Source organism: Bacillus sp. GS3m_15504 (genome assembly GCF_055825275.1).
In genome coordinates, this window is sequence record NZ_JBVVNL010000002.1 from 107246 (window position 1) to 132352 (window position 25107).

At 31.5% G+C, this 25107-nt stretch carries 7 protein-coding genes and 2 pseudogenes; 8 read left to right on the forward strand and 1 reads right to left on the reverse strand.

The window, feature by feature from the left end; all coding sequences use genetic code 11:
* Nucleotides 1-67: 67 nt before the first annotated feature.
* Nucleotides 68-1422 (reverse strand): annotated as a pseudogene (locus AC0L0O_RS20165) (IS3 family transposase).
* 111 nt (nt 1423-1533) lie between these two features.
* Here AC0L0O_RS20165 and AC0L0O_RS20170 point away from each other — a divergent pair.
* The 8 genes and pseudogenes from AC0L0O_RS20170 to AC0L0O_RS20205 all read left to right on the forward strand — a co-directional run.
* Nucleotides 1534-1875 (forward strand): annotated as a pseudogene (locus tag AC0L0O_RS20170) (VaFE repeat-containing surface-anchored protein); the annotation flags it as partial.
* Between the two features lie 117 nt (nt 1876-1992).
* Nucleotides 1993-2913, forward strand: a complete 921-nt coding sequence (locus tag AC0L0O_RS20175; RefSeq protein WP_473785976.1) for an ABC transporter ATP-binding protein — start codon at nt 1993-1995, stop codon at nt 2911-2913.
* Nucleotides 2906-3643, forward strand: a complete 738-nt coding sequence (locus tag AC0L0O_RS20180; protein WP_128975466.1) for an ABC transporter permease — start codon at nt 2906-2908, stop codon at nt 3641-3643. Before AC0L0O_RS20175 ends, AC0L0O_RS20180 begins: the two co-directional genes overlap by 8 nt.
* Before the next feature lie 106 nt (nt 3644-3749).
* A complete protein-coding gene (locus tag AC0L0O_RS20185) occupies nt 3750-4349 on the forward strand; it encodes an undecaprenyl-diphosphatase (protein WP_000010572.1) in 600 nt (199 codons plus the stop codon).
* Between the two features lie 811 nt (nt 4350-5160).
* Nucleotides 5161-6426 carry an MFS transporter gene (locus AC0L0O_RS20190; protein ID WP_473785977.1) on the forward strand — a complete coding sequence of 422 codons (1266 nt, stop codon included), beginning with the start codon at nt 5161-5163 and terminating at the stop codon, nt 6424-6426.
* 44 nt (nt 6427-6470) lie between these two features.
* Nucleotides 6471-7190, forward strand: coding sequence for a 4'-phosphopantetheinyl transferase family protein (locus AC0L0O_RS20195; protein ID WP_473785978.1), 720 nt, complete (start codon nt 6471-6473; stop codon nt 7188-7190).
* On the forward strand, nt 7190-7912 hold the full coding sequence (locus AC0L0O_RS20200) for a thioesterase II family protein (protein ID WP_000923846.1): 723 nt from the start codon (nt 7190-7192) through the stop codon (nt 7910-7912). Before AC0L0O_RS20195 ends, AC0L0O_RS20200 begins: the two co-directional genes overlap by 1 nt.
* Nucleotides 7913-8993: 1081 nt before the next feature.
* A complete protein-coding gene (locus AC0L0O_RS20205; RefSeq protein WP_473785979.1) occupies nt 8994-24815 on the forward strand; it encodes an amino acid adenylation domain-containing protein in 15822 nt (5273 codons plus the stop codon).
* Nucleotides 24816-25107: the final 292 nt, after the last annotated feature.

Sequence of the window (25107 nt, forward strand, 5' to 3'; positions counted from 1 at the left end):
TGTGACGGTACCTAAAATATAAAAAACACCTTATAGTGAACTGAACCCAAAAAGTTAGACAAATATCTTAAGCAGCTAATAAGGATTGAACTCTGTATTGCACAGGAGACAATCCTTTTAGTTTTGTTTTAATTCTTTTGTGATTGTAGTAATGAATATAATTTTCTAATTCTATTTTAAAGTGTTCCATGCTATCAAATTCTTTAAGATAAAGTAATTCAGACTTTAATAAGCCAAAGAAATTTTCCATGACTGCATTATCTAAGCAATTTCCCTTACGGGACATACTTTGGAGAACGTTATGTTTTTTAAGCGACTGATGATATTGTCGCATTTGATAATGCCAACCTTGATCCGAGTGTAAAATAGGAGTTTCCTTATCATTTAAACGTTGAAACGCCTTATTTAACAGGGAATAGGCAGGTCTATGTTCTATATTGTAAGCTATAATTTCTCCATTATATAAGTCTAAAATGGATGATAGGTATAGTTTTTTACCATGTAAGTGGAACTCTGTCACATCTGTTACCCATTTTTCATTTGGTTTTGATGCGTGAAAATTACGCTTTAAAATATTAGGAGCGAATTTCCCGACAGTCCCTTTATATGAACGATATTTTTTTAATCGAACAAGACATTTTAATCCCAGGACATTCATTAAACGTCGCACAGTTTTATGATTTAATACATGACCTCGATTACATAATTCTAATGTGATACGACGATAACCATACCTCCCAAAATTCTCACTAAAGATCTCTTTCATTAATTCTTTGACTTTCTTATATTTATCTGGACGTTTCGCTTGTTTCATCCAGTCATAGTACGTACTATGAGCGATATTAGCGACTTTTACAAGGTCAACGACCTTGTATTTATGCCTTAATTCATAAATTACTTCCGCTCTGTCTTGATCTGTGATTTGTTCTTTTTCTGAACTAAGGCATTTAACTTTTTTAAATAATCATTTTCCATACGTAAACGTTCATTTTCTGCTTGTAGTGCCTCTATAGACCCTTCAATTAGTACTGGATCTTTTTTCGGCTGTTACCTTAACTTCTTATTTTTCATAGCTGGAGGCCCCTTCCTCCCTGGACGTAGGGCATCCACACCATTTGAATCATAAGCTACTTTCCATCTACGAAGTACTTCGTAGATGGAAATATTAAAAATTGCCGCTGTTTCTCTAATAGATGTCCCTTGCGTATCCATATAATTAAGCACACCTAGTTTATATTGAAGTGAATAAGTTGTATAGCGTTTTTCATAACCTTTTTCCCAAAATGCTTCATATTGTTTAACCCACTGATAAATCACACTAGAATGAATTCCTAGGGATTTAGCAATCCTTTTCCCATCATCTACTCCATTAAAATATTGTTTTACTATCTGTAGCTTTTCTTTAGGAGAAAACTTTCCCATAAAAAATGCACCTCCAATTGTTAATTGTGTCTAACAATTGGGGTGCATATCAATTGGATGGCTCTTTTCGTTTAAAGAATTAATATTACTATTCAATAGTTTATTCATTAAATTTTAAATTTAACGTCTTCTTTTTATCAATTGTATACTAATTACCCTCAATTATTAATCGAAGGTAAGGAAGTAACTGTTGAGACTAAGTTTACTGCAAAAGAAAAGAATGGTTTTGTAACGTTAGCCATTACTTTCGTTGGTGCTGAACGGCAAGGGAGAGAAGTAGTAGTGTTTGAAGACTTATTACATGAAGGCCAAGTAATTGTAACTTACGCTGACATTAATCAGGTTTGGAAAAAGAAAAACAAATCTGTACACCATACTGGGCATCTAGATGAGACTTATATCAAAGTCAAAGGAAAGTGGTGTTATCTTTATTGCAGAATGGAGCAAGAAGGAGTCAATGATGACTAGTTAATTTTATAATTAAGAAATAGTTAAGAAATAGTTAAGCCTGGTTTAAAATTTACTTTCTATACTAAAATCATAAGCATACAAGAAAGTTGGTGTTCAGACATGAGTGCAATAATAAAGACTACAAATTTAACAAAGATTTATGGCAATCAGAAATCAGTTGATAATCTTAATATAACTGTAAATCAAGGAGAAATTTACGGCTTTTTAGGTCGAAATGGTGCAGGGAAGACGACTACAATTAGAATGTTATTAGGATTGATAAAGCCCACCCATGGAAAGATTGAAATATTTGGAGAAAATTTATTTAAAAATCAAAAAGAAATCCTTAAAAGAATTGGGTCTATTGTTGAAGTTCCTGGATTTTATGAGAACCTTACAGCACGGGAAAATCTACTAATTAATGCAAAAATTATTGGGATACACAAAAAAAATGCAATTGATGAAGCGTTAGAAATCGTAGGATTGCAACATGAAACTAAAAAGCTTGTGGGTAAATATTCTTTAGGGATGAAGCAAAGATTAGGGATTGCTAGATCTCTTCTTCATTACCCAGAATTATTAATATTAGATGAACCTACTAATGGTTTGGATCCAATAGGAATTAAGGAAATTAGAAGATTAATAAAAAATTTGGCCAAAGAAAGAAAAATTACTTTATTAATATCCAGCCACATTTTATCAGAAATAGAACAGTTAGTAGATCATATGGGGATTATTCATGAAGGCAAGCTCTTAGAGGAAATCGATTTTAACAGCCTTAGAAAAAAGAATCGTAAATATATTGAGTTTCAAGTATCGAATGACAATAAAGCTACAACAATCTTAGAGAAGAACTTTGGTATTTTCGATTATGAAGTTCATGATGAGGGGATTATTCGTGTATATTCTAAACTTGGGCAACAAGGCGATATTAATAAAATATTTGTACAAAATGATATTCAGGTTTTGAAAATTTTGATGAGTGAAGACAGATTAGAAGATTACTTCACAAAATTAGTTGGAGGTGGAACAATTGGTTAATCTGTTATATACAGAATTATTAAAGCTAAAACGATCCCATATGTTCTTAATAAGTATTCTCGGTGCATCGGTAGCACCTTTTATGGTAGTAGTAGCATCATTTGTAAGCTTAAAAACTAAACATCCTACTCCTACTATTGTATTTAGTCAATTGTTTGGTGAAGTAAATTTATATACTGTTCTAATAATTGGAGTACCACTATATGGGGTTGTAACCGCCTATCTATTTATTCGGGAATATACAGAAGATACATTAAAGAATTTATTAACTATACCTGTATCACGTATGAATTTTCTTATAAGTAAAATCATACTTCTATTTTCCTGGATTATGATGTTAACTTTTGTAGCATGGGTATTAACATTAATATTAGGAATAATATTTCAATTTGATGGACTAAGTTCATCCTTAATGAGGGAATCTTTCGTACAATTTTTGATAGGTGGATTATTGCTTTTTATTTTATCAACACCAATCATACTTTTAACAATTGTGCTTAAGAATTACGTACCGACCATTGTATTTACAGTTGTAATAACCATGATTAATTTAATGACAGCAAATTCAGAACATAGAGCATTGTTTCCATGGGCAGCAGCAGGTGATATTTCAAGAAATACGCTTCAGCCCACTTATCCTCCTGAGTACTCCTATATAGGCATATTCGGAACATCTATTATTGGATTAGTATTATTAATTTCACATTTTAAAAAGGTAGATATCCATTAAGAAAAATAACATGGGACCATCTAAAACTATTAGGTAGTAACAAAAAGTAGATTAAAAAATTATAATTAGCGTTTGATTTATATATATCGTAAGGAGGAGTTTAAAAATGTCTTTTTCTCAATTCAATATTGATGCTTTTCGAGCCGTCAATGATTTAGGTAAACAGTTCCCATTTCTCAATTCTACTATGACGTTCGTGGCAGAATATATGGTATATTTCTTAGCTTTAATTGTTGTAGTGTATTGGTTTACTCGATCTAACCAAAATCGAATGATGGTTGTTCAAGCGATGATTGCTTTTGTGATTGCTGAGGTTATCGGAAAAATAGCAGGAAAGTTTTATTCAAATTATCAACCATTTGCAGAGTTACCTAATGTTAATAAATTGGTAGAGCATGCTGTTGATAATTCATTTCCAAGTGACCATACAATTTTATTTTTTGCAATTTGTTTTTCATTTTGGCTTGTTCATAAAAAGATTGGTTGGCTATGGATCACACTTGCATTCTGTGTAGCTATTTCTCGTATCTGGGTGGGAGTTCATTATCCTTTCGATGTGATGACAGGTGCTATATTAGGGATTGTTTCAGCGATATTTGCTTATTGGTTAGTACCAAAAGTTACTTTCTTGAAAAGAATACTTTCTATATATGAAAAAGGGGAAAACTACATTTTACCTGCAAAAGATAAATCAAAAAATTTTTAAGGAAAAAGCATTTGAATTATAAGTAGCTTTTTGTCTATAATGTTAGTTTGATGTTAGGTAAAGATGCAGTATTTTTAGGATAAGGAGTGGCTTAAACTTGCCACTTCAATTGTCCTAGAATAACTGAGTAAAAATATGGTTTATATATGTATTATAAATACGAACTACGTTTTCTTGGTAAGAAGATACTCATTACAATTGTTTTTTGGAAGACTAAACCTCATAGACATACCCCACATCATTTTCACTTCAAAAATGAATTTCATACTTAAGTTAAAACAGTTACAGGGATAGGATAACATTGTTGTTTATTCCTTTATGTAATAATTGAGGATATACATAATTATTTTTTGGAAAACAATTTACAGTAATATTACGTTTTTTAGAGAAGAAAACAAGTTATCAAAATTACAAAAATTATGATGTATTGGTGATTTGAATACTTGAGAAAATAATTGGTTTGTTATTTTGATTACAATATAAGGTAGTATTAGAATGTAGCGTGGAAAGGTAGGAAAAATAAACTGTATATCAAAAGGAGGATGCTTTTGGATAGCTATGTTTGGATTATGAATATCAGAATAAAAAACTATAAACTTTAATGAGTGGTAGTGTACATTTGGTCGTGCAATTCGCGATAGAAATCTTAATGATAAACTATATCTTAAACCAGTGTGCTAAGGCTTCAACCCACAGGAACTGCAATGAACGACAAAAATTATTAGCGATTTAGATATTCTAAGTTTCAAACATAGCAAAGGCATTAAATGCTGAATAATTTAAATTAAGTCAAATTAAATGGGGAGTCCTTATGAAAAAACTTTTAGTTCTATTTCAAAATGGGAATTACTTGAGGCTATTTTTGGGATCTTTTACTTCACAAATGGGTAGTACAATTGGTTTAACTGCACTTATGTTTTATTTTTTAAATCGTTTTTCGCACCAACCTGCATATGCTACTATTACGGAGTTGATGTTGTCTTTGCCTACATTAGTAGTATTTTTTCTTGTTGGTGTAGTTACTGATAGGATTGATCGACAAAAAATAGCTCAAAACTGTGATTGGATTTGTTCTATATTATCGCTCTTATTATTGTGGTCTCTTTTTATAAACTGGATGCCAGTAGCATTTGCACTGTTATTTTTAAGAAGTATGGTAAAGAGCTTTTTTACACCTGCACAATCATCCCTTGTACAAGGTGTTTTAACAAGAGATGATTATACTACTGCAGTTGGTTTGAATCAGATGGTTACAAGTTTGTTTATGCTTTTTGGTAGTGGTATCGGGATTTATTGTTATTGGGTAATCGGTATTTATGGTGCAATCTTAATTGATGCAATTAGTTTTTTTATTAGTGGTCTTCTTATAAAATCTTGTAGAATGTCAGAAGAAATTCGTATGCCAAACGGAAAACATAATATCAAAGATTTGAACATTTCAATTGTAATGAAGGATTTTATGAAGGGAATACGTTATATTTTGAACCACAACTTGTTACTTACGCTTATCTCCGGATTTATAGTTTTTGGAATTTTAAATGGAGGGCTCTCAGTGATGCAGGTATTTATTTTAAAATACAAACTAGCCCCAAGAAACTATGAAGAAGTTTCAATTATATTAAGTATAGTCTTTGGTATAGGAATTTTACTTGGTAGTGTTATAGCATCTATACTTTCCCAAAAAATAAAGCTTTATCATTTACTTATTTTAGCTTTGTTTATTGGAGGAGGAGCGACTATTTTGAGTTCATTGGTCAATACAGTTTGGCTGTATATTATCTGTACGGGCATAGTTGCCCTAGCGCTTCCGATGATTAATGTAGCTATTGGAGGTTGGATTCCGAAAATAGTGAATCCAAAAATGATGGGAAGAGTACAAGGGTGTATTAATCCTTTGATGATGCTTTCACAGTCACTAACCTTACTTTTTATTGCAGGATTTTATCCAGGTATTCTTGCAGTTGAAACTCTTTTTTGGATAGTAGGCGGATGTTTAATATTTGTAGGAATTTTTTACATGATTAGTATTCCACGATTTATGGAAGTAGAAAAATCAGTTAGCATAACGCTCGAATAATTGTAGTTGATCAATTAACTTAACTAGGGTTTGTGAGGGGTTTTATGGAAATTTATGTTGTCAAAATTAAAGATATAAATGATCGGAAATTAGAAAATATTTGTTCGTGGATAGATGAAGAGAAAAGATCTAGAATAAAAAAATTTATTAATAAAAAAGATAAAATTAGAACCTTGATTGGTGAATTACTAGTAAGGACTCTGACAAATAGAAAGCTTAAAATCGGTAATGAAAGAATAGTATGGGAGAAAAATCATTATGGAAAACCTTACTTAAAGGGGTATCCGAATTATTACTTTAACATTTCACATTCGGGGGAATTTGTAGTATGTGCAATTAGCAATAACCCTGTTGGAATTGATATTGAACGAATAAAACACATTGAATACGAAGAAATAGCAAAAAGTTTTTTTTGTGATAGTGAATATGCTTATATACAAAAAGGTAATATTAATCAGCAATTGAGAAAGTTTTATGAGGTATGGACATTGAAAGAAAGTTATATTAAATGCTATGGAAGCGGATTATCAATGTCACTAAAATCATTTTCTATTAAAATAGATAGTTACAAAGCTGTTCGTATACTTTCCGATAATGGAGAAAAAAGTAATTCTTATTCAATGGAAATTTTTGATATAGAGTTAGAATACAAAATGGCTGTATGTTCATTAAATGAAGAAATTTCTAGTAATATAACAGTGATTGACCAAGATAGTATTATTAATGATTTTTACAAAATTTTATCAGATAGAGGTGCATTCTAATGTTGTTATTTTGTTTGCCTTATGCAGGAGGATCAGAGGCATTGTATTATAAATGGAGTGATTATTTAAGCCCATCTATAAAGCTATGTCCAGTACTGTTAAAGGGAAGAGGGAAAAGATTCAATGAACCATTTTATAATAGCTTAGAAGAAGCGGTAGATGACATCTTTAATAATATTCAGGGTAAAATAGGTGAAGAAGATTATGCAATTTATGGACATAGTATGGGGAGCCTATTAGCGTATGAATTATACTATAAAATAATAGGAATGGGCTTGAAGAAACCTAAGCATATCTTTTTTTCTGGATACAAAGCACCGAGTGAAAGGGAAAAGAAGGAGATAACTTATAATTTACCAAAGAACGAGTTTAAAAATAGAGTTATAGAATTAGGGGGAACACCAGAAGAATTAATTCGTAACGAAGAATTGTTCGAATTTTTCATTCCTTTACTAAAACATGATTTTAAAATAGTTGAAACATATGAATATAAAGAAAAAGCGGACAAAATCACATGCGATATTACTGTATTAAACGGAACAGAAGATTTAATTAGTCTAAAAGGCATAATAGGTTGGAAGAAGCATACTTGTGGAAATTTTAAGATTTATAATTTGGAAGGAAATCACTTTTTTATAAATAACAATGTGGAAAAAATTACAACAATAATAAATGATACGTTAACTGAGGTTGTGAACTACTCGCCACTTAGCAAAGCTTGAAGTGGGAGCTTCTCAGTTCCACGACGAAAGTAACCTTTCGTCTCCCTAAGCGTTGCTTCGGGGTGTTCTACCCCTAGATGCCCAACGCATGGATGCTCTTTTGGTACGGTATTTTACGCAGGAACCGAATGGCTTGGTTTTCGCACTCTATTTTCTTCCTGCAACCTTCTATATCAAGTTATCAAAGAACTTCATATAGCTAGTTTATCAAAAGTTTTTGGCTATACCAAACCGACATTCATCTCCACCTATCGTTGGGCTACGCCCTTCACACGCTTGAGGAAAGAGAATTCTTTCGGGGAATACGTTAAATTAGATTCCTCTGATATGTATACCAATAGCTATTCTTATTTATTCATTCATTTTCTTAATTATGCGCTGTAGTAAAGTTATCTGTAACTTGATATGAGTTTTAATATGTGTCTTTAATTAAATTACAGCTAAAAAATCTGATTATTTTAACTATTCAACCAAATTTTTATCATGTATCTTTTTTTGTGAAAATAAGGAAATTTTTCTCCGAGTAAGTTAAATTTTTTTATAGAATTCCTTTTATTAACTTCTAAATAGGAGGGATTGTATACCTTGTTATGAACGATGAATTTTTTATTTAATTCATCCTCTATATTTTTAACAGTATTGAACTACTCACCACTTAATGTCCTTACGGATTGTTTGAAGTGGGAGATTCCTGCGAACACCGATGTATCCAACAGTTATCTTAGCAGGCTCTGCCCGTAGTCCCTACGGTGAAAACATAAGTATCTTGTACGTTGACTCACCAAGCTTCCTACTTTAGCTTGGTTTTCGCAACTTCAGCAAACGTGGGGCGAAAGAATGTTGAAGATTTTACGGTTGCAACGTTTTTCTGCAACCAACCTCATATCTTCAGTTTTCAAAGAGCAATCTGTACAAGTATATGGTAGCAAACATGTTGGCTTATGCTAACCGAAATTCATCTCCCACCTAAAATTGGTGTTTTACACCTTCACATTTTTGAGGAAGGTGTCTTCTGTGGGACAACGATAAAATAATAAATAATTTTGGTAATGGATAATTACTAAAAAAGGGGAAATCCAATATGTCTATTAAGAATTCTGGTGAAATAAACAAGGACGGTATAAGAACTTACGATGAGATTACAGCAGCAGAGCAAGATATGATATTAAATAAATTCAATTCCACAAAAACCGAATATCCAAGAAATAAGACCATAAACCAGCTATTTGAAGAACAAGTGGAGAGAACACCTGAAAATATTGCAGTTGTGTTTAAAGATAAACAACTCACATACAGGGAACTTAACGAGAAATCCAATCAATTAGCAAGGATGTTAAGGAATAAGGGTGTTAATACAGATGCTATTATAGGATTAATGGTTGATAGATCATTTGAAATGATAATTGGAATAATGGGTATTTTAAAATCTGGAGCAGCTTACCTCCCAATTGATCCTGATACTCCAAAAGCAAGAATTGATTATATGTTACGGGATAGTCATACCATGATTTTATTGACTCAAGAGAAATTCATTAAGAAAATTAAATATGATTTAGAAATAATCAATTTGGACGAGCTAGATTCAAGTGACTTAAGTACAGGTAATCTGAAACATGTAAATCGTTCTGATGATACAGCTTATATAATTTATACATCGGGTTCTACGGGAATACCAAAGGGAGTTATCATTTCGCATTATAGTGCTATCAGAGTCGTTCGAAATACAAATTACATAGAAATAAAAAATAATGATACCATTCTGCAGCTTTCGAATTATTCTTTTGATGGATCAATTTTTGATATATATGGTGCTCTGTTAAATGGGGCGAAATTAGTAGCGATAGAAAAAGATACAGTCACGGATATAAATAAGCTTGGAAATATAATTAAGCAAGAAAACATAAACGTGATGTTTATTACAACTGCTTTATTTAATGCGCTTGTAGATATGAAAATAGATTGTCTAATCAATATAAGAAAAATATTATTTGGTGGAGAAAGAATTTCAGTCTCCCATGCAAGAAAAGCATTAGAAATTCTGGGGAAAGATAAACTCATTCATGTATACGGACCAACGGAAAGTACTGTTTTTGCCACATATTACTTTATAAATGAAATAGATGAGGATGTTGACACTCTACCTATAGGTAAACCGTTAGCAAATACTTCAGTTTACATAGTAGATGAAAAGAAAAATTTACTTCCTATTGGTAAACCTGGAGAACTTTGTATTTCTGGTGATGGATTAACTAAAGGGTACTTAAATAATGAGCAGTTAACATTAGAGAAATTCGTTAAAAATCCATTTGCAGAAGGAGAGCGTTTATACCACACAGGAGATTTGGCTAGGTGGTTACCTGATGGGAATATTGAATTTATAGGAAGAATTGACCATCAAGTAAAGGTTCGGGGATTTAGGATTGAACTTGGAGAGATAGAGAGTCAGTTATTAAAGCATCAAAATGTAAAAGAAACTGTAGTTGTAGCAAGAGAAGAAAAGGACAAGAGCAATTATATTTGTGCATATCTAACATTAGTAGGAGAAGTTACTGTTAAAGAATTAAGAAGATTTTTAGGTGAAAAGTTACCTGATTATATGATTCCTACTTATTTTCTTAAGTTAGATAAAATGCCGTTAACAGCAAATGGAAAAATAGATAAAAAGTCTTTACCTGAACCAGATCGAAGTTTTAATTCCGAGGTTGAATATGAGGAACCAAGAAATGAGATTGAAAAACAGCTCGTTTTAATGTGGCAGGAAACTTTGAATATAAATAAAGTTGGTATTAATGACAGTTTTGCAGCTCTTGGTGGGCATTCGATAAACGCAATGGAGCTTTTATCTAAAATGAATGATAGGTTAAGTGTTGATTTACCATTAAAGGAACTGTTTAAATTATCTACAATAAAGAAAATAAGTGCTTACATCGAAACAAACAAGGGAGAAATTATAGAGAACCGACAATTTACAAAAACTACAGATTTAAAGAATTTACATGAACCTTTCCCACTGACAGGTATACAATTAGCCTATTTAATAGGTAGAGATCCGGCTTTTGAAATTGGTGGCGCAGCTACAAATTTAACGGTTGAATTTGAAATAGATATTAATATAGATAGGTTTAATAGTGCATTACAAAAATTAATTAATAGACATCCAATACTAAGAACAATAGTTTTTGAAAATGGAACACAAAGAATCTTAGAAGGAGAACTTCTTTATTCTGTAGACACAGTAGATGTAAGGAATTTAAATCAAGAAGATATAATGATACGTATATTGGAACAAAGGCAAAAAATGATAGCTAAAATCATAGATCCAAGTACTTGGCCATTATTTGAGATAAAAGCATTTATATTACCCAATAACCAGAAATATTTTTGTTTAAATATAGATCCACTAATTTGTGATGATAGTAGCATGAAAATATTAATCAAGGAATTTAAAATGTTTTACAATCAGCCAAGTCTGCAGCTGCCTGAGCTGGAGTATAATTTTAGAGACTATGTTTTAGCAACCAATGAATTTAGGCAATCTAATCGATATAAAAAAGATGAGAAGTACTGGTTAAATAAATTGGATAACTTCCCAAGTACACCAGCATTGCCTTTAAAATGCAACCCATTAGAAATTGAGAAACCTACATTCAATAAATGTTCGGAATTTTTAGATCATGAAACATGGAATAAATTAAAACAAAAAGCAAGAGAAAAAAATCTTACCCCTACATCGGTTTTATGTGCTGCATATGCTTATGTCTTAGCATATTGGAGTAATCAGAGTCGATTTGCAGTAAATTTAACTGTTTTTAATCGGATACCGTTTCATCAAGACGTAAAAAAAATCATTGGAGATTTCACAACTCTAATGTTATTAGATATTAATGCGAAAGATAGTATTGAGTCATTTTGGAAATTTGCTGCGAAGGTACAGGATACATTGTTAGAAGCCCTTGAACATAGACATTATGATGGTGTGGATTTTATCAGAGCTATTGGGAAAAAACATAGAATGGTTAATCAAGCTATAATGCCTATTGTATTTACAAGTGTATTGAGTGAGGACTCAGATGATTCATTTAATCATTTGATAGATTTTGAAAAAATTAAATTTTTTAGTACAAGAACATCCCAAGTTTATATAGATAACCAAGTTTATGAATTAAATGGAGGTTTATATATTACATGGGATTACGTTGAACAATTATTTGAGATCAATGTTATTAAATCAATGTTTGAACAATATATAAATGTATTAAATCAGGTTATATTTAATGATCAAGTGTCAGGTATTAACCTTAGTGAGAATAGCATAAAAGTTATTGAAACCTATAATGATACAAACAAAAAGTTTGATAAGTGTACTTTACATGAAATGTTTGTGAATCGAGCAAAACTAGTACCAGATAAGGTAGCTGTAATTCATCATGATGATTCGATAACTTATAAAGAACTAAATGAAAAATCGAATCAAATTGCAAGATACTTAAAGGATAAGGGAGTTAGAAAAGGTGATTACATTGGTGTGATAGGTAAGCGATGTATAGATACCATTATAAATTTGTTTGCTGTTTTAAAGGCTGGAGCAGCATATATACCGCTTGATCCTGATTATCCTGAGGAAAGAAAAGAATATATAAAAAAGAAAAGTAATTGTAAGTTCTTTATAACACCTTCTACCTATAAAGATGAAAATATTAGGGAATATTCTGGTGATGAAGTCAATATAAAAGTAGATGAAACAGATATGGCATATGTTATTTTTACTTCTGGTAGTACAGGAAAACCTAAAGGAGTTCAAATAACTCATGGTGCAGCAACAAATACAATTATAGATATTAACGAAAAATTCTGTGTGACAGAAAATGATAAAATTATGGGGATTTCTTCACTGTGCTTTGATTTGTCAGTTTATGATGTTTTTGGTGCATTGAGCTGTGGAGCGGCCCTTGTAATTATAGATGATCAAAGGGATGTATATAACCTAAAAAAAGTTGTAAAGAAAGAAGGAATCACAATTTGGAACTCAGTTCCAGCAATTATGGAACTGACAGTGGACTTATATAATGATAGTGAACAGGATGATAGTCTAAGGCTTGTATTGCTTAGTGGGGACTGGATACCACTGGAACTTCCTCAGAAGCTAAAGAAAACTTTCAAAAATGCGGAAGTTATTAGCTTAGGTGGAGCAACTGAGGGCTCAATATGGTCCATATATTACCCTATTAAGGAAATCAAGAGTGATTGGAAAAGTATACCATACGGAATGCCGTTGGCTAACCAGAAAATTTATGTATTAAATCAAAACAAGCAATTGTGTCCCGTAGATGTAGAGGGAGAATTGTACATTGGTGGAGTGGGAGTAGCAAGTGGGTACATAAATGATATTGAAAAAACTGAGATGTCATTTATTTTGCATGAAGAATTAGGATATATTTATAAAACTGGTGATTATGGCGTTTTAAAAGAGGACGGATATGTCGAATTTTTAGGAAGAAAAGACAGTCAAGTTAAGATAAGGGGATATAGGGTAGAATTAGGGGAAATTGAAAATTGTATAATCAAATATAAAGGTGTAAATAAAACAGTAGTAATTGACTATACAAATGATAATAAAATGAAAAGCCTATATGCTTTTGTAGTTTCAGATGAAGACATAAACCCAAATGAACTAAAACAATATTTGCAAAATCAGCTCCCGAATTATATGATTCCATCAAGATTTTTCAAAATAGATGAAATACCATTGACTGTAAATGGGAAAGTAAATAAGAGTATTTTGGGGGAATTAATAAAAAATCATGAACTAGATGAAGTTGCAGCAACAAAATGTGAAGAAGCAGAAAATGAAACTCAAGCCCAAATATTAGATATATGGAAAGATGTATTCGGAATAGAAAACATAGGAATAGATACTAATTACTATGAAATAGGCGGGGATTCATTAAAAGCGATATCGATTGTTACTGAAATTAAAAAGAGAATGAATATAGAGGTGCCGATAGGAGAAATATTTAAAAATGACACTATAAAGGTATTAGATCAATATTTGAAAAATAGCCAAGAAAATCATAGGGGAAATATGATTGAAAGGGTATCGAAAAAGGATTATTATGCCACATCGCCTTCTCAAAAACGAATGTACATGCTTTCTATGATGGAAAATAATAGAGGAGCATATCATATTCCTATGGCGTTACTTGTCGAAGGTGAAATCGAATGTAATAGACTTGAAAATGCATTTAGAAAATTTATAGATAGACATGAAATCCTGAGAACAGGATTTGAAGTATTAGATAATGAATTAGTTCAAAGGGTTTATGATAAAGTTGATTTTGATTTGGAATACCAATGTTTAGATATAGTCGTAACAGATGATGAAGGTTTAAGAGATTTAACTAGCAAAATGTGTAAGGAATCAACAAAGCCTTTTGATCTAAGTAAACCATCATTAATGAGAGCTAAACTAATTAAAATCGGAGTAGAGAAGCATATATTGGTTGTTAACTTCCATCACATAATAGCAGATGGGGTATCACAAGGAATATTTATGAATGAAATACTCGATTTATATAACAATCTTGATTTACCTAAGATAAATATACAATACAAGGATTATGTAGAATGGAATAATACGTATAATCAATCTAATGCTATAAAAAAACAAGAGCAATATTGGCTGAATTTATACAGTCATTTGCCATCTAAATTAGAATTACCTTATGATTATAGAAAAGAAAATGTTGATACCTTTGCAGGAGAAAATGCATACTTTCATATAGGAAAAGAGTTATCTGAACAGATAAGAAGGGTAGCTAAGGATACAGGATCGACTTTATATATGCTTATGCTTAGCGCTTATCATATATTACTTCACAAATATACTGGAAAAACTGATATTGTTGTCGGAACAGCAGCATCAGGTAGGTTACATCAAGATTTACAAAATATTTTTGGTGTGTTCGTCAACACTATTGCTTTAAGAAACAATATAGATGCTACAAAAAGTTTTAAAGAAATTTTGGAACAGGTAAAAGAAAATACAATTACAGCATTTGAAAACTCAGAGTATCAGTTTGACGAATTAATTCGCAGTATAGACTATGAAAGAGAATCTAATAGAAACCCTTTATTTGATACTATGTTTGTATTGGAAGACGCTAAATTATTTACTAAGAAGCAAGGTGACTTAAATCTTAGTCCAATAATATTTGAATTAGATAATGCAAAATTCGATATCACCTTTAGTATTTTAGATTATGATGATGAGATTGTGCTAAATGTCGAATATAGTACAGGACTATTCAAAAAAGACACAATATTAAGAATGACGGAAAATTATATCAATATTCTGAGGGAAATATCAAGGAATCTTTCGGTAAGTGTAAATAAAATAGATATGATTCCACAAGAAGAAAAGTGCTTTTTACTATATGAACATAACAATACAAATGTAGATTTCTCTAAAAACCAGTTAATACACAAATTATTTGAAGAACAAGTAGAACGGACGCCGGATGGCATTGCAGTTGTTTTTGAAGATAAGAAATTGACATATAGGGAGTTAAATGAAAAATCTAATCAACTGGCAAGAGCGTTAAGAGAAAATGGTGTTGGTTCTGATAAAATAGTAGGAATATTATTAGAACGTTCAGTTGATGTGATTGTTGGAATTATGGGGATTTTAAAAGCTGGAGGAGCTTATTTACCAATTGATCCTTCATATCCTATAGATAGAATTAAATATATACTTCAAGATAGTCAAACTGAAATATTATTAACCCAGGATAAATTAATTAATTTAGTTGATTGTACAGAAGTTGATGATATTAGCATTATTAATATTCATAATGAGCACTTGTTTAAATACGGAACCGAGAACTTATGTATTGATAGTAGCAGTAAAGATTTAGTCTATGTCATTTATACATCTGGTTCTACTGGAAAGCCAAAAGGAGTTATGGTGGAGCATCATTCATTGGTGAACTTATGTAACTGGCATAATTCCTTCAATGAAATAAGTGAAACTGATAAAAGTGCCAGTTATGCAAGTATAAGTTTTGATGCATTTGCTTGGGAAGTATTTCCTTATATTATAGCGGGTTCAGAGATTCATATTATAAATGATGATTTAAAATTAAACCTTACAAAATTAAATAAATATTTTATTGAAAAAGAGATTTCAATAAGCTTTTTACCTACACAGGTATGTGAACAATTTTTAATGCTTGAGAATACATCTTTAAGGAGATTATTAACAGGTGGAGATAAGTTAAATTATTTTGAAAATAAAAGTTACCAGATTGTTAATAACTATGGTCCTACAGAGAATTCAGTAGTAACAACAAGTTTTATTATAGAAAATTCTTATGACAATATACCGATAGGAAAACCAATATGTAATACAAAAGTCTTTATTTTAAACGAATCTAATGGGCTTTGTCCATTGGGAGTGCCAGGCGAGCTTTGTATCAGTGGAGAAGGTTTGGCCCGTGGTTATTTAAATAGACCAGAGCTCACAGCGGAAAAATTCATTTCAAATCCGTTCATTCCAGGAGAGAGAATGTATCGAACAGGAGACCTTGTGAGAATGTTACCTGATGGAAATATTGAATTTTTAGGACGAATTGACCATCAAGTGAAAATTCGTGGTTTCAGGATTGAATTGGGTGAAATAGAGAGTCAACTTCTAAAACATAAGCAAGTAAAAGAAGCTGTTGTTATCGCGAGAGAAGATAATAATAATCATCAATATTTATGTGCGTACTTTACTTCTGAAACACCGAAGGACGAGACTAGAGTACAAGAAATTCGAAAGTTTTTGGCAAAAGAGCTACCAGAGTATATGATTCCTGCTTTTCTTGTTCAGCTAGACAAGTTACCACTTACTACAAATGGGAAAGTAGACCGAAAGGCTTTACCAAGTCCTGACGGAAGTTCAGTTGCAGGAGTAGTAGAGTATGAGGCGCCAAGAAATGTAGTCGAAGAAAAGCTCGTATGCATTTGGCAAGATATTTTAGATATAGAAAACATAGGAATTCATCATAATTTCTTTGAAATTGGAGGCCATTCACTGAAAGCAACTACGATGGTTTCTAGAATCCATAAGGAACTTATGGTGGAGATACCTTTACGACAAATCTTCCAAACACCTACTATAAAAGGAATTGGAGAATTTATTGACTCTACAAAAGAAAGTGTGTATGCATCCATCAAAAAAGTAGAAGAACAAGATTATTATCCACTTTCATCTGCCCAAAGAAGACTCTACATTTTAAACAAAATAGAGGGTAGTGGAGTAACTTATAATATGCCTTTCGCTATGAAAATAGAGGGTGATTTGGATGTTCATCAGCTTGAGAAGGCATTCCATAAATTAATCGAAAGACATGAAGCTTTAAGAACTTCTTTTGTAATGGTAGATGGTGAACCAGTCCAAAAGATTGAAAAAGAGATAGATTTCCAAGTGACGTATAGAGAAATGGGTGCCAATAAGCTAGATGATATGATTAATGGATTTGTTAAACCGTTTGATTTGGAGAAAGCTCCTCTTTTACGGGTTGAAATCATACATGTCACAGAAAATGAGCACGTGATGGTCCTAGATATGCACCATATCATTTCAGATGGTGTATCAATGGGGATTTTCATGCAGGAATTAGCTGAATTATATAATGGTCAAAAATTATCGCCATTAAGCATTCAATATAAGGATTATTCTGCGTGGCAAAGAAGCTTGTTTACTCAAGAAGACATGAAAGAACAAGAAAAGTATTGGATGAATGTGTTCAATGAAGAAGTACCAGTACTAAATATGCCAACAGACTATAAAAGGCCAAAAAGAAGAAGTTTTGCTGGAGATAGAATCAATTTAAAAATTAATAGTGAAACTTATAATCAGTTAAACAAGTTGGCTACAGAAAATGAAGTCACTTTGTATATGCTTATGTTAGCAGGATACACGACTTTGCTTTCTAAATATACAGGACAAGAGGATATAGTAGTAGGATCACCAATTGCAGGAAGAAAACATGTAGATTTAAATAATGTAATGGGAATGTTTGTGAATACCCTTGCGATGAGAAATTATCCAAAGGGCAATACATCTTTTAGTGAGTATTTAAAAGAAGTAAAAGAAAATACATTGAAAGCATATGAAAATCAGGATTATCAATTTGAAGAATTGGTAGAAAAGGTAAATGTGAGAAGAGACATTTCACGCAATCCACTATTTGATACGATGCTTGCATTTCAACACACTGATAATATGCTATTAAATTTGGATGGATTAAAGGTTAGCGTGTTAGAGGATCAGCGGAAAATAGTTAAGTTTGATATTACTATACACGTAAGTGAGTTAGAGGACGGATTAGGATTAGAAATTGAATACTGTACGGCTCTCTATAAAAAGGAGACCATAGAGAGGTTTTTAGAGCATTTTATAAATATCTTAAGAGAAGTAGTAGAAAATCCAGAGCAGAAATTAAGTGAAATAGATATATTAACAGAGAAAGAAAAAAGTAAGTTATTAAACGAATTTAATAATACAAAAGGAAAATATGCTAAAGAAAAAACACTTCCAGAGCTTTTTGAAGAACAGGTAGAGAAGACACCTAATAATGTTGCACTTGTTTTTGAAAATCAAAGAATAACTTATAAAGAGCTAAATGAAAGGGCAAATAGCCTTGCGCATATACTTCGCGAAAAAGGAGTTGGCCCTGACGTAGTAACGGGAATAATGGTGGAACGCTCTATTGAAATGATAGTAGGTATAATGGGGATTTTAAAAGCTGGAGGAGCTTATTTACCAATTGATCCAACTTATCCTAGGACAAGGAAAGAATATATGTTACGTAATAGCCATATAGAGATACTATGCGTAACGAATGATGTTCATAGCGATATATCTTTTCATGGACAAATTATACAATTAGATAAATTAAAATATAAAGAAAATAGAACGAACATCAGTAAAATAAATAATCCCCGAAATTTAGCTTATGTAATATATACATCAGGTTCTACAGGGAATCCTAAAGGGGTAATGATAGAACAAAATAGTGTAAATAACTTAGTCAATGGGTTAAATGATGTGATTTATAAAAAGTTCAATACTAATGTTAATGTCGCGTTGCTAGCACCATTTATATTTGATGCATCGGTGAAACAAATATTTGCAACATTACTTTTAGGACATACTTTATTTGTTGTGCCAAAGGAAGTAAGTTGGAATGCAATGAGTTTAATTGAGTATTATGCAACAAATAAAATACATGTATCCGATGCTACTCCGGCACATTTAACAATGCTTAGCTATGTAAATACAATAGAACAAGAACTAGAAATTAAAGAATTTATTGTAGGAGGAGAGGCATTAACGCCTTATTTAATCAAAGGTTTATTTGAAAAATTCGCCAATCTTAAACCTAATATCACAAATGTTTATGGTCCTACAGAGTGTTGTGTAGATTCCACAAGCTATAGAATTGAGTTTGATCAAATAAGCGGTGATAAGGTAATTCCGATTGGAAAACCAATTTTAAACACTAATATATATATATTAGACAAGGGGAATAACCTTCAGCCAATTGGAATAGCTGGGGAAATATGTGTATCAGGTGAGGGCATAGCAAGAGGATATTTGAATAATTTGGAATTAACAGCTGAGAGGTTTGTTAAAAATCCATTTAATATCGATAAAACTATGTATCGTACTGGAGATCTTGCAAGATGGTTACCTGATGGGAATATAGAGTTTTTAGGGCGGATAGATCATCAGGTGAAAATACGTGGTTATCGAATTGAACTTGGAGAAATAGAAAGTCAACTGTCGACTCATCAAGATATTGAAGAAGTAATTGTTATAGCTAGGAAAGATAAGGAAAATAATCAATATTTATGTGCGTATATCGTTTCAGAAAAAGAATTACATGCAAGGGAAATTCGGGAATATTTAGAACAGAAACTTCCGGATTATATGATTCCTGGATATTTTGTGAAATTAGATAAACTTCCGTTAACAACGAACGGTAAAGTAGACAGAAAAGCACTTCCTGAACCAGATGGAAGCATTGATACTGGAGTAGAGTATGAGAAACCGAGAAATGAAGTGGAAGAAAAGCTCGTTGAAATTTGGAGAAGTATTATTGGGATAGAGGATATAGGAATTAATCATAATTTCTTTGTATCTGGAGGAGATTCCATTAAGGCAATCCAAATTATATCTAGATTATCAAGAATAGGCCTTAAATTAGAAATGAAAGATTTATTTGCACATCCAAAAATTAAAAACCTTGGAAAATATATAAAACGAGAAAAGAAAGAACAAAAAGTTCATGAAATAGTAAAGGGGGAAGTAGAATTAACCCCGATACAAAGTTGGTATTTTGAGAAAAACCAAGAAGAGATAAATCATTTTAATCAATCGTTCATGCTATTTAGAGAAAATGGGTTTGATGAAAAACAGATAGAAGAAGTATTCAATAAAATTATGAAACATCATGATGCTTTACGCATGATATATAAAGAAAAAGAGGGAGAAATAATTCAATATAATAGAGGTTATGAAAAGAACCTATTTGATTTATATATTCATGATGTTAAGGGCGTTGAGAATAAGGAAGAGAAGGTATATGAAATTGCTACAAGTATTCAGAAAGAGATGGATATTAAAGAAGGCAAACTTGTAAAGCTTTGTATATTTAAATCAGATGAAGGAGATCATCTTCTGATTGCGATTCATCACCTTGTAGTGGATGGAGTATCATGGAGAATCCTACTTGAAGATTTGGAGACTTTATATTCACAACTAGAAAAGGGTGAAAAGCTAGAAATAGGATTCAAAACAAATTCTTATAAAGAATTTGCATCAAAGTTAAAAGCTTATAGCATGAGTAGGGAATTAATGAAAGAAAGGGAATATTGGACAAGTATATCAAAAGAGAATGTACAGTTTATCCCTAAAAAGAAAGAAATCACAAAAAACAACTTTGAAAATAGTAGTACAGTAAGTATTACATTAAATAAAGAACTCACTACATCTTTACTTAGAAAAACAAATAGGGCATATAATACAGAAATAAATGATATTTTATTAACAGCTTTAGCAGTTGGAATCAGAGAATTGACGGGGAAATACAAGCTAAAAGTAAATATGGAAGGACATGGAAGAGAAGACGTAATAGAGAATTTCGAAATCAATAGGACTGTTGGCTGGTTCACGACAATGTATCCAGTGCTTTTAGATATAGGGTACGAAAATAAACTTTCGACCAATATAAAGACAGTTAAAGAAACTTTAAGGAAAATACCAAATAAAGGAATAGGTTATGGGGTATTAAAACATTTAGCAAAAGATAAGGGATTTGTGAATGAAGAAAAGGCACCAATTTCATTTAACTATTTAGGTGAATTGGATCAAGATGTTAACAGGAGAGAATTCTCTGCATCGAAATGGCCTATAGGTGAAACAGTCGGCAAGAAAATTACTAGGAATACATCTATAGAAATGAATTCAATGGTTTTAAATGGTGAATTGGTTATTCATACAACATTTAATGAATTAGAATACAGTGAAAAAATGATAAAGGATTTAAATCAGAAATATAAAGAAAGTCTTGAAATGATAATTAATCACTGTGCGAATAAAGTAGAATCAGATCAAACACCTTTTGATTATGGAGATATAAATATAACATTAGAAGAACTTGAAGAAATAAAAGAAAAATACAATGGTTTTACTATTGAGAAAATATATCCGTTAGCAAATATGCAAAAAGGGATGTTATTCCACGCATTAGAAGATAAAAATTCAAGTACGTATTTTGAACAAATTGTAATGGATATAACAGGGACTGTAGATGTAGATATTTTAGAAAAATCATTTAATACAATATTGAGGAGACACGAAATATTAAGAGCAGCATTTGAGTATGAACTAGTGGAGGAACCGAGACACGTCATACTTCAAGATAGAAAAGTAGGTTTCAACTATTATGATATTCAAGACGAAAGCATTGAGCAGAAAATAAAATTTATAAAGAATTATTTACAAAAAGATAAACAAAAAGGCTTTAATTTAAGTAAAGACACATTAATGAGAATTAGTTTAATTCAAATGAATCAGGATTCATATAAATTGGTATGGAGTCATCATCACATATTGTTAGATGGATGGTGTCTTGGGATTATATTAGGTGAGTTATTTGATGTTTATGGAAGAAAAATGAAAGGTGAAGAGAGCCATTTAGCGGAGCCAACACCATATAGTGATTATGTAAGATGGTTGGAGGAACAGGATAAAGAAGAAGGATTAGCACATTGGAAGAGCTATTTGGATGGATATGAAGAACAAGCACAGGTTCCTAAAATCATGAATAAAGTTAATGAGTATAAAAGAAAAGAAAAAACGATAGAATTTTCAAAAGAAATGACTCGTAACATTATTCAACTTGCGAATAGAAATCAGGTTACTTTTAATACTGTGGTGCAGGCAATTTGGGGTATTCTTTTAGCGAGGTACAATAATGTAGAAGATGTTGTATTTGGAACAGTCGTATCAGGAAGAGAGGCACAAGTGGAAGGAATTGAAGGGATGGTAGGACTATTCATTAATACAATTCCGACTCGAGTTAGATTGGAAAAAGATAGTAGTTTTAAAGAAGTTTTAAGAAATGTCCAGGATGAATCAATAGAGAATAATAAATATAACTATATAAATCTAGCTGAAATTCAATCTTTACATGGTCTAAAAAGAAATCTAATTGATCATGTAATGGTATTTCAAAATTATTTATTAGATGATAGTAGTTTTAATCATGCAGAAAATGATACAGGTTTTATGTGTCAAAATATAAGGGGAGAAGAGCAAACAAATTATGGATTCAACATTGTAGCAATTCCTGGAGAACAGTTAGTATTAAAATTAACTTATAACGAAAAGATTTATCCACAGAAAATAATAGACAATATAGAAATGCATCTTAAAAAAGTAACGGAACAAGTTGTTATAAATGAGAATAAGAAATTAAATGAGATAGACATAATCCCAGAGACAGAGCGAGACGCATTATTATATAGATTTAATGATACAAAGACGAATTATCCGAAGGATAAGACTATACATCAGCTGTTTGAGGAACAGGTGGAGAAAACGCCTAATCATATTGCCGTTGAATTTGAAGGCACTAAAATGACGTATAAAGAATTAAATGAAAGGTCAAATCAAGTTGCTAGATGGTTACGAGATAAAGGGATTACTGCGGATACAATTGTGGGAATTATGGTTGAGAGATCACCTGAGATGATAATTGGAATAATGGGCATCTTAAAATCAGGTTCAGCTTATTTGCCGATAGATCCTAAATCTCCTCAGGATAGAATCAAATTTATGATACAAGATAGTGATATTCAAATTCTATTAACGCAGGAGAAGTTCATTAATAATCTTTCATTCGATGTAGATATGGTTAGTTTAGATAAGAGTGAGAATTTTCAATTGAGTAAAGAGAATTTAGTCCCTGTCAATGATTCTGGGAACAGAGCTTATATCATATATACATCGGGCTCTACAGGAGTACCAAAAGGTGTGGTTACATCACACTCTAATGCAGTAAGAGTGGTTCGCGACACAAACTATATTAAGATTGATGCAGATGATAGTATTTTACAGCTTTCAAATTATTCCTTTGATGGATCCATATTTGATATCTATGGTGCATTGCTAAATGGTGCGAAATTAGTGATGGTACCAATAGATACAGTATTGAATTTAAGTAAGCTAACAAAATTAATAAAAGAAGAAAAGATTAGTGTTATGTTTATAACTACAGCCTTATTTAATACGTTGGTTGATTTAGAAATAGAGTGTTTATCTAATATAAGAAAAATCCTTTTTGGTGGTGAAAGAATTTCAGTATCACATACAAAACGAGCATTGGAGTATTTAGGGAAAGATAAGCTAATTCATGTATACGGTCCGACAGAAAGTACTGTTTTTGCTACGTATTATTGTATAAATGAAATCAATGAAGAATTCGACACAATACCAATTGGGAAGCCATTAGCAAATACTTCAGCATTTATAGTAGATGGAAATCAGAGACTACTTCCAATAGGTGTAGCTGGGGAACTTTGTTTAAGTGGAGCAGGATTAGCTCATGGATATTTAAATCGACCAGATTTGACAGCAGAAAAGTTTGTTTCAAATCCATTTATACCAGAAGAAAAAATGTATCGAACAGGGGATCTTGTTAGGATGTTACCTGATGGAAATATTGAGTTTTTAGGTAGAATGGATCATCAAGTGAAAATTCGTGGTTTCAGGATTGAACTTGGTGAGATAGAGAGTCAACTTCTTAAATATAAAGAAGTGAAAGAAGCTATTGTTATCGTAAGAGATGATATTCATGGGGAAAAATATATATGCGCTTACTTTACTTCTGAAACATGGAAAAATGAATCAATGATTCAGGAAATTAGAAAGTATCTAACTAAAGAGCTTCCAGAGTATATGATTCCTGCATTTTTTGTTCAACTTGATAAGCTACCGCTAACTATAAACGGGAAAGTAGACCGAAAGTCATTACCAGAGCCTGATGGGAATGTAACAACTGAGATAGAGTATGTAGCACCAAGTAATTTTGTAGAAGAGACTATTATTTCAATTTGGGAAGAAATCCTAGGCATCAAATCTATTGGAATTTCTCATAACTTCTTTGAAATAGGAGGAAATTCACTGAAATTAATGAGTGCTGTTGCTGCTATTAATAAAGTTTTAAATACAAATATAAGCATTCACAATTTCTTTGAGAATCCAAGTGTAATAGGTTTAGCAAATTATATACTATCAACTGAACATGATCGTCAAAATAGTTTTTATGATTATGTTGAGGATGAGGTGTAACTGTTTAAAATGAAATTCATTTCTTCCGGAAGTAAAAGATATTAATAATGGGTGTAAAAAGGCAGATTTTCTATAATGTTGATTGTTTTGAGACTTAAGATTTAATTATAAGAAAAGTGGATTTACCCTAGGAAAACTGTACAATCTATACTTCTTCTCAACAGAGAAAAAGCAATAGATTGTGCAGTTAAACTAGGCCCAATGATTTAAATTTCAAAGATGTATATGAAATTTGATAGTTGTTTTAGTTATTTACTAATAGTGTGAGAAAGTGAATGGGCACCGCGAAGGG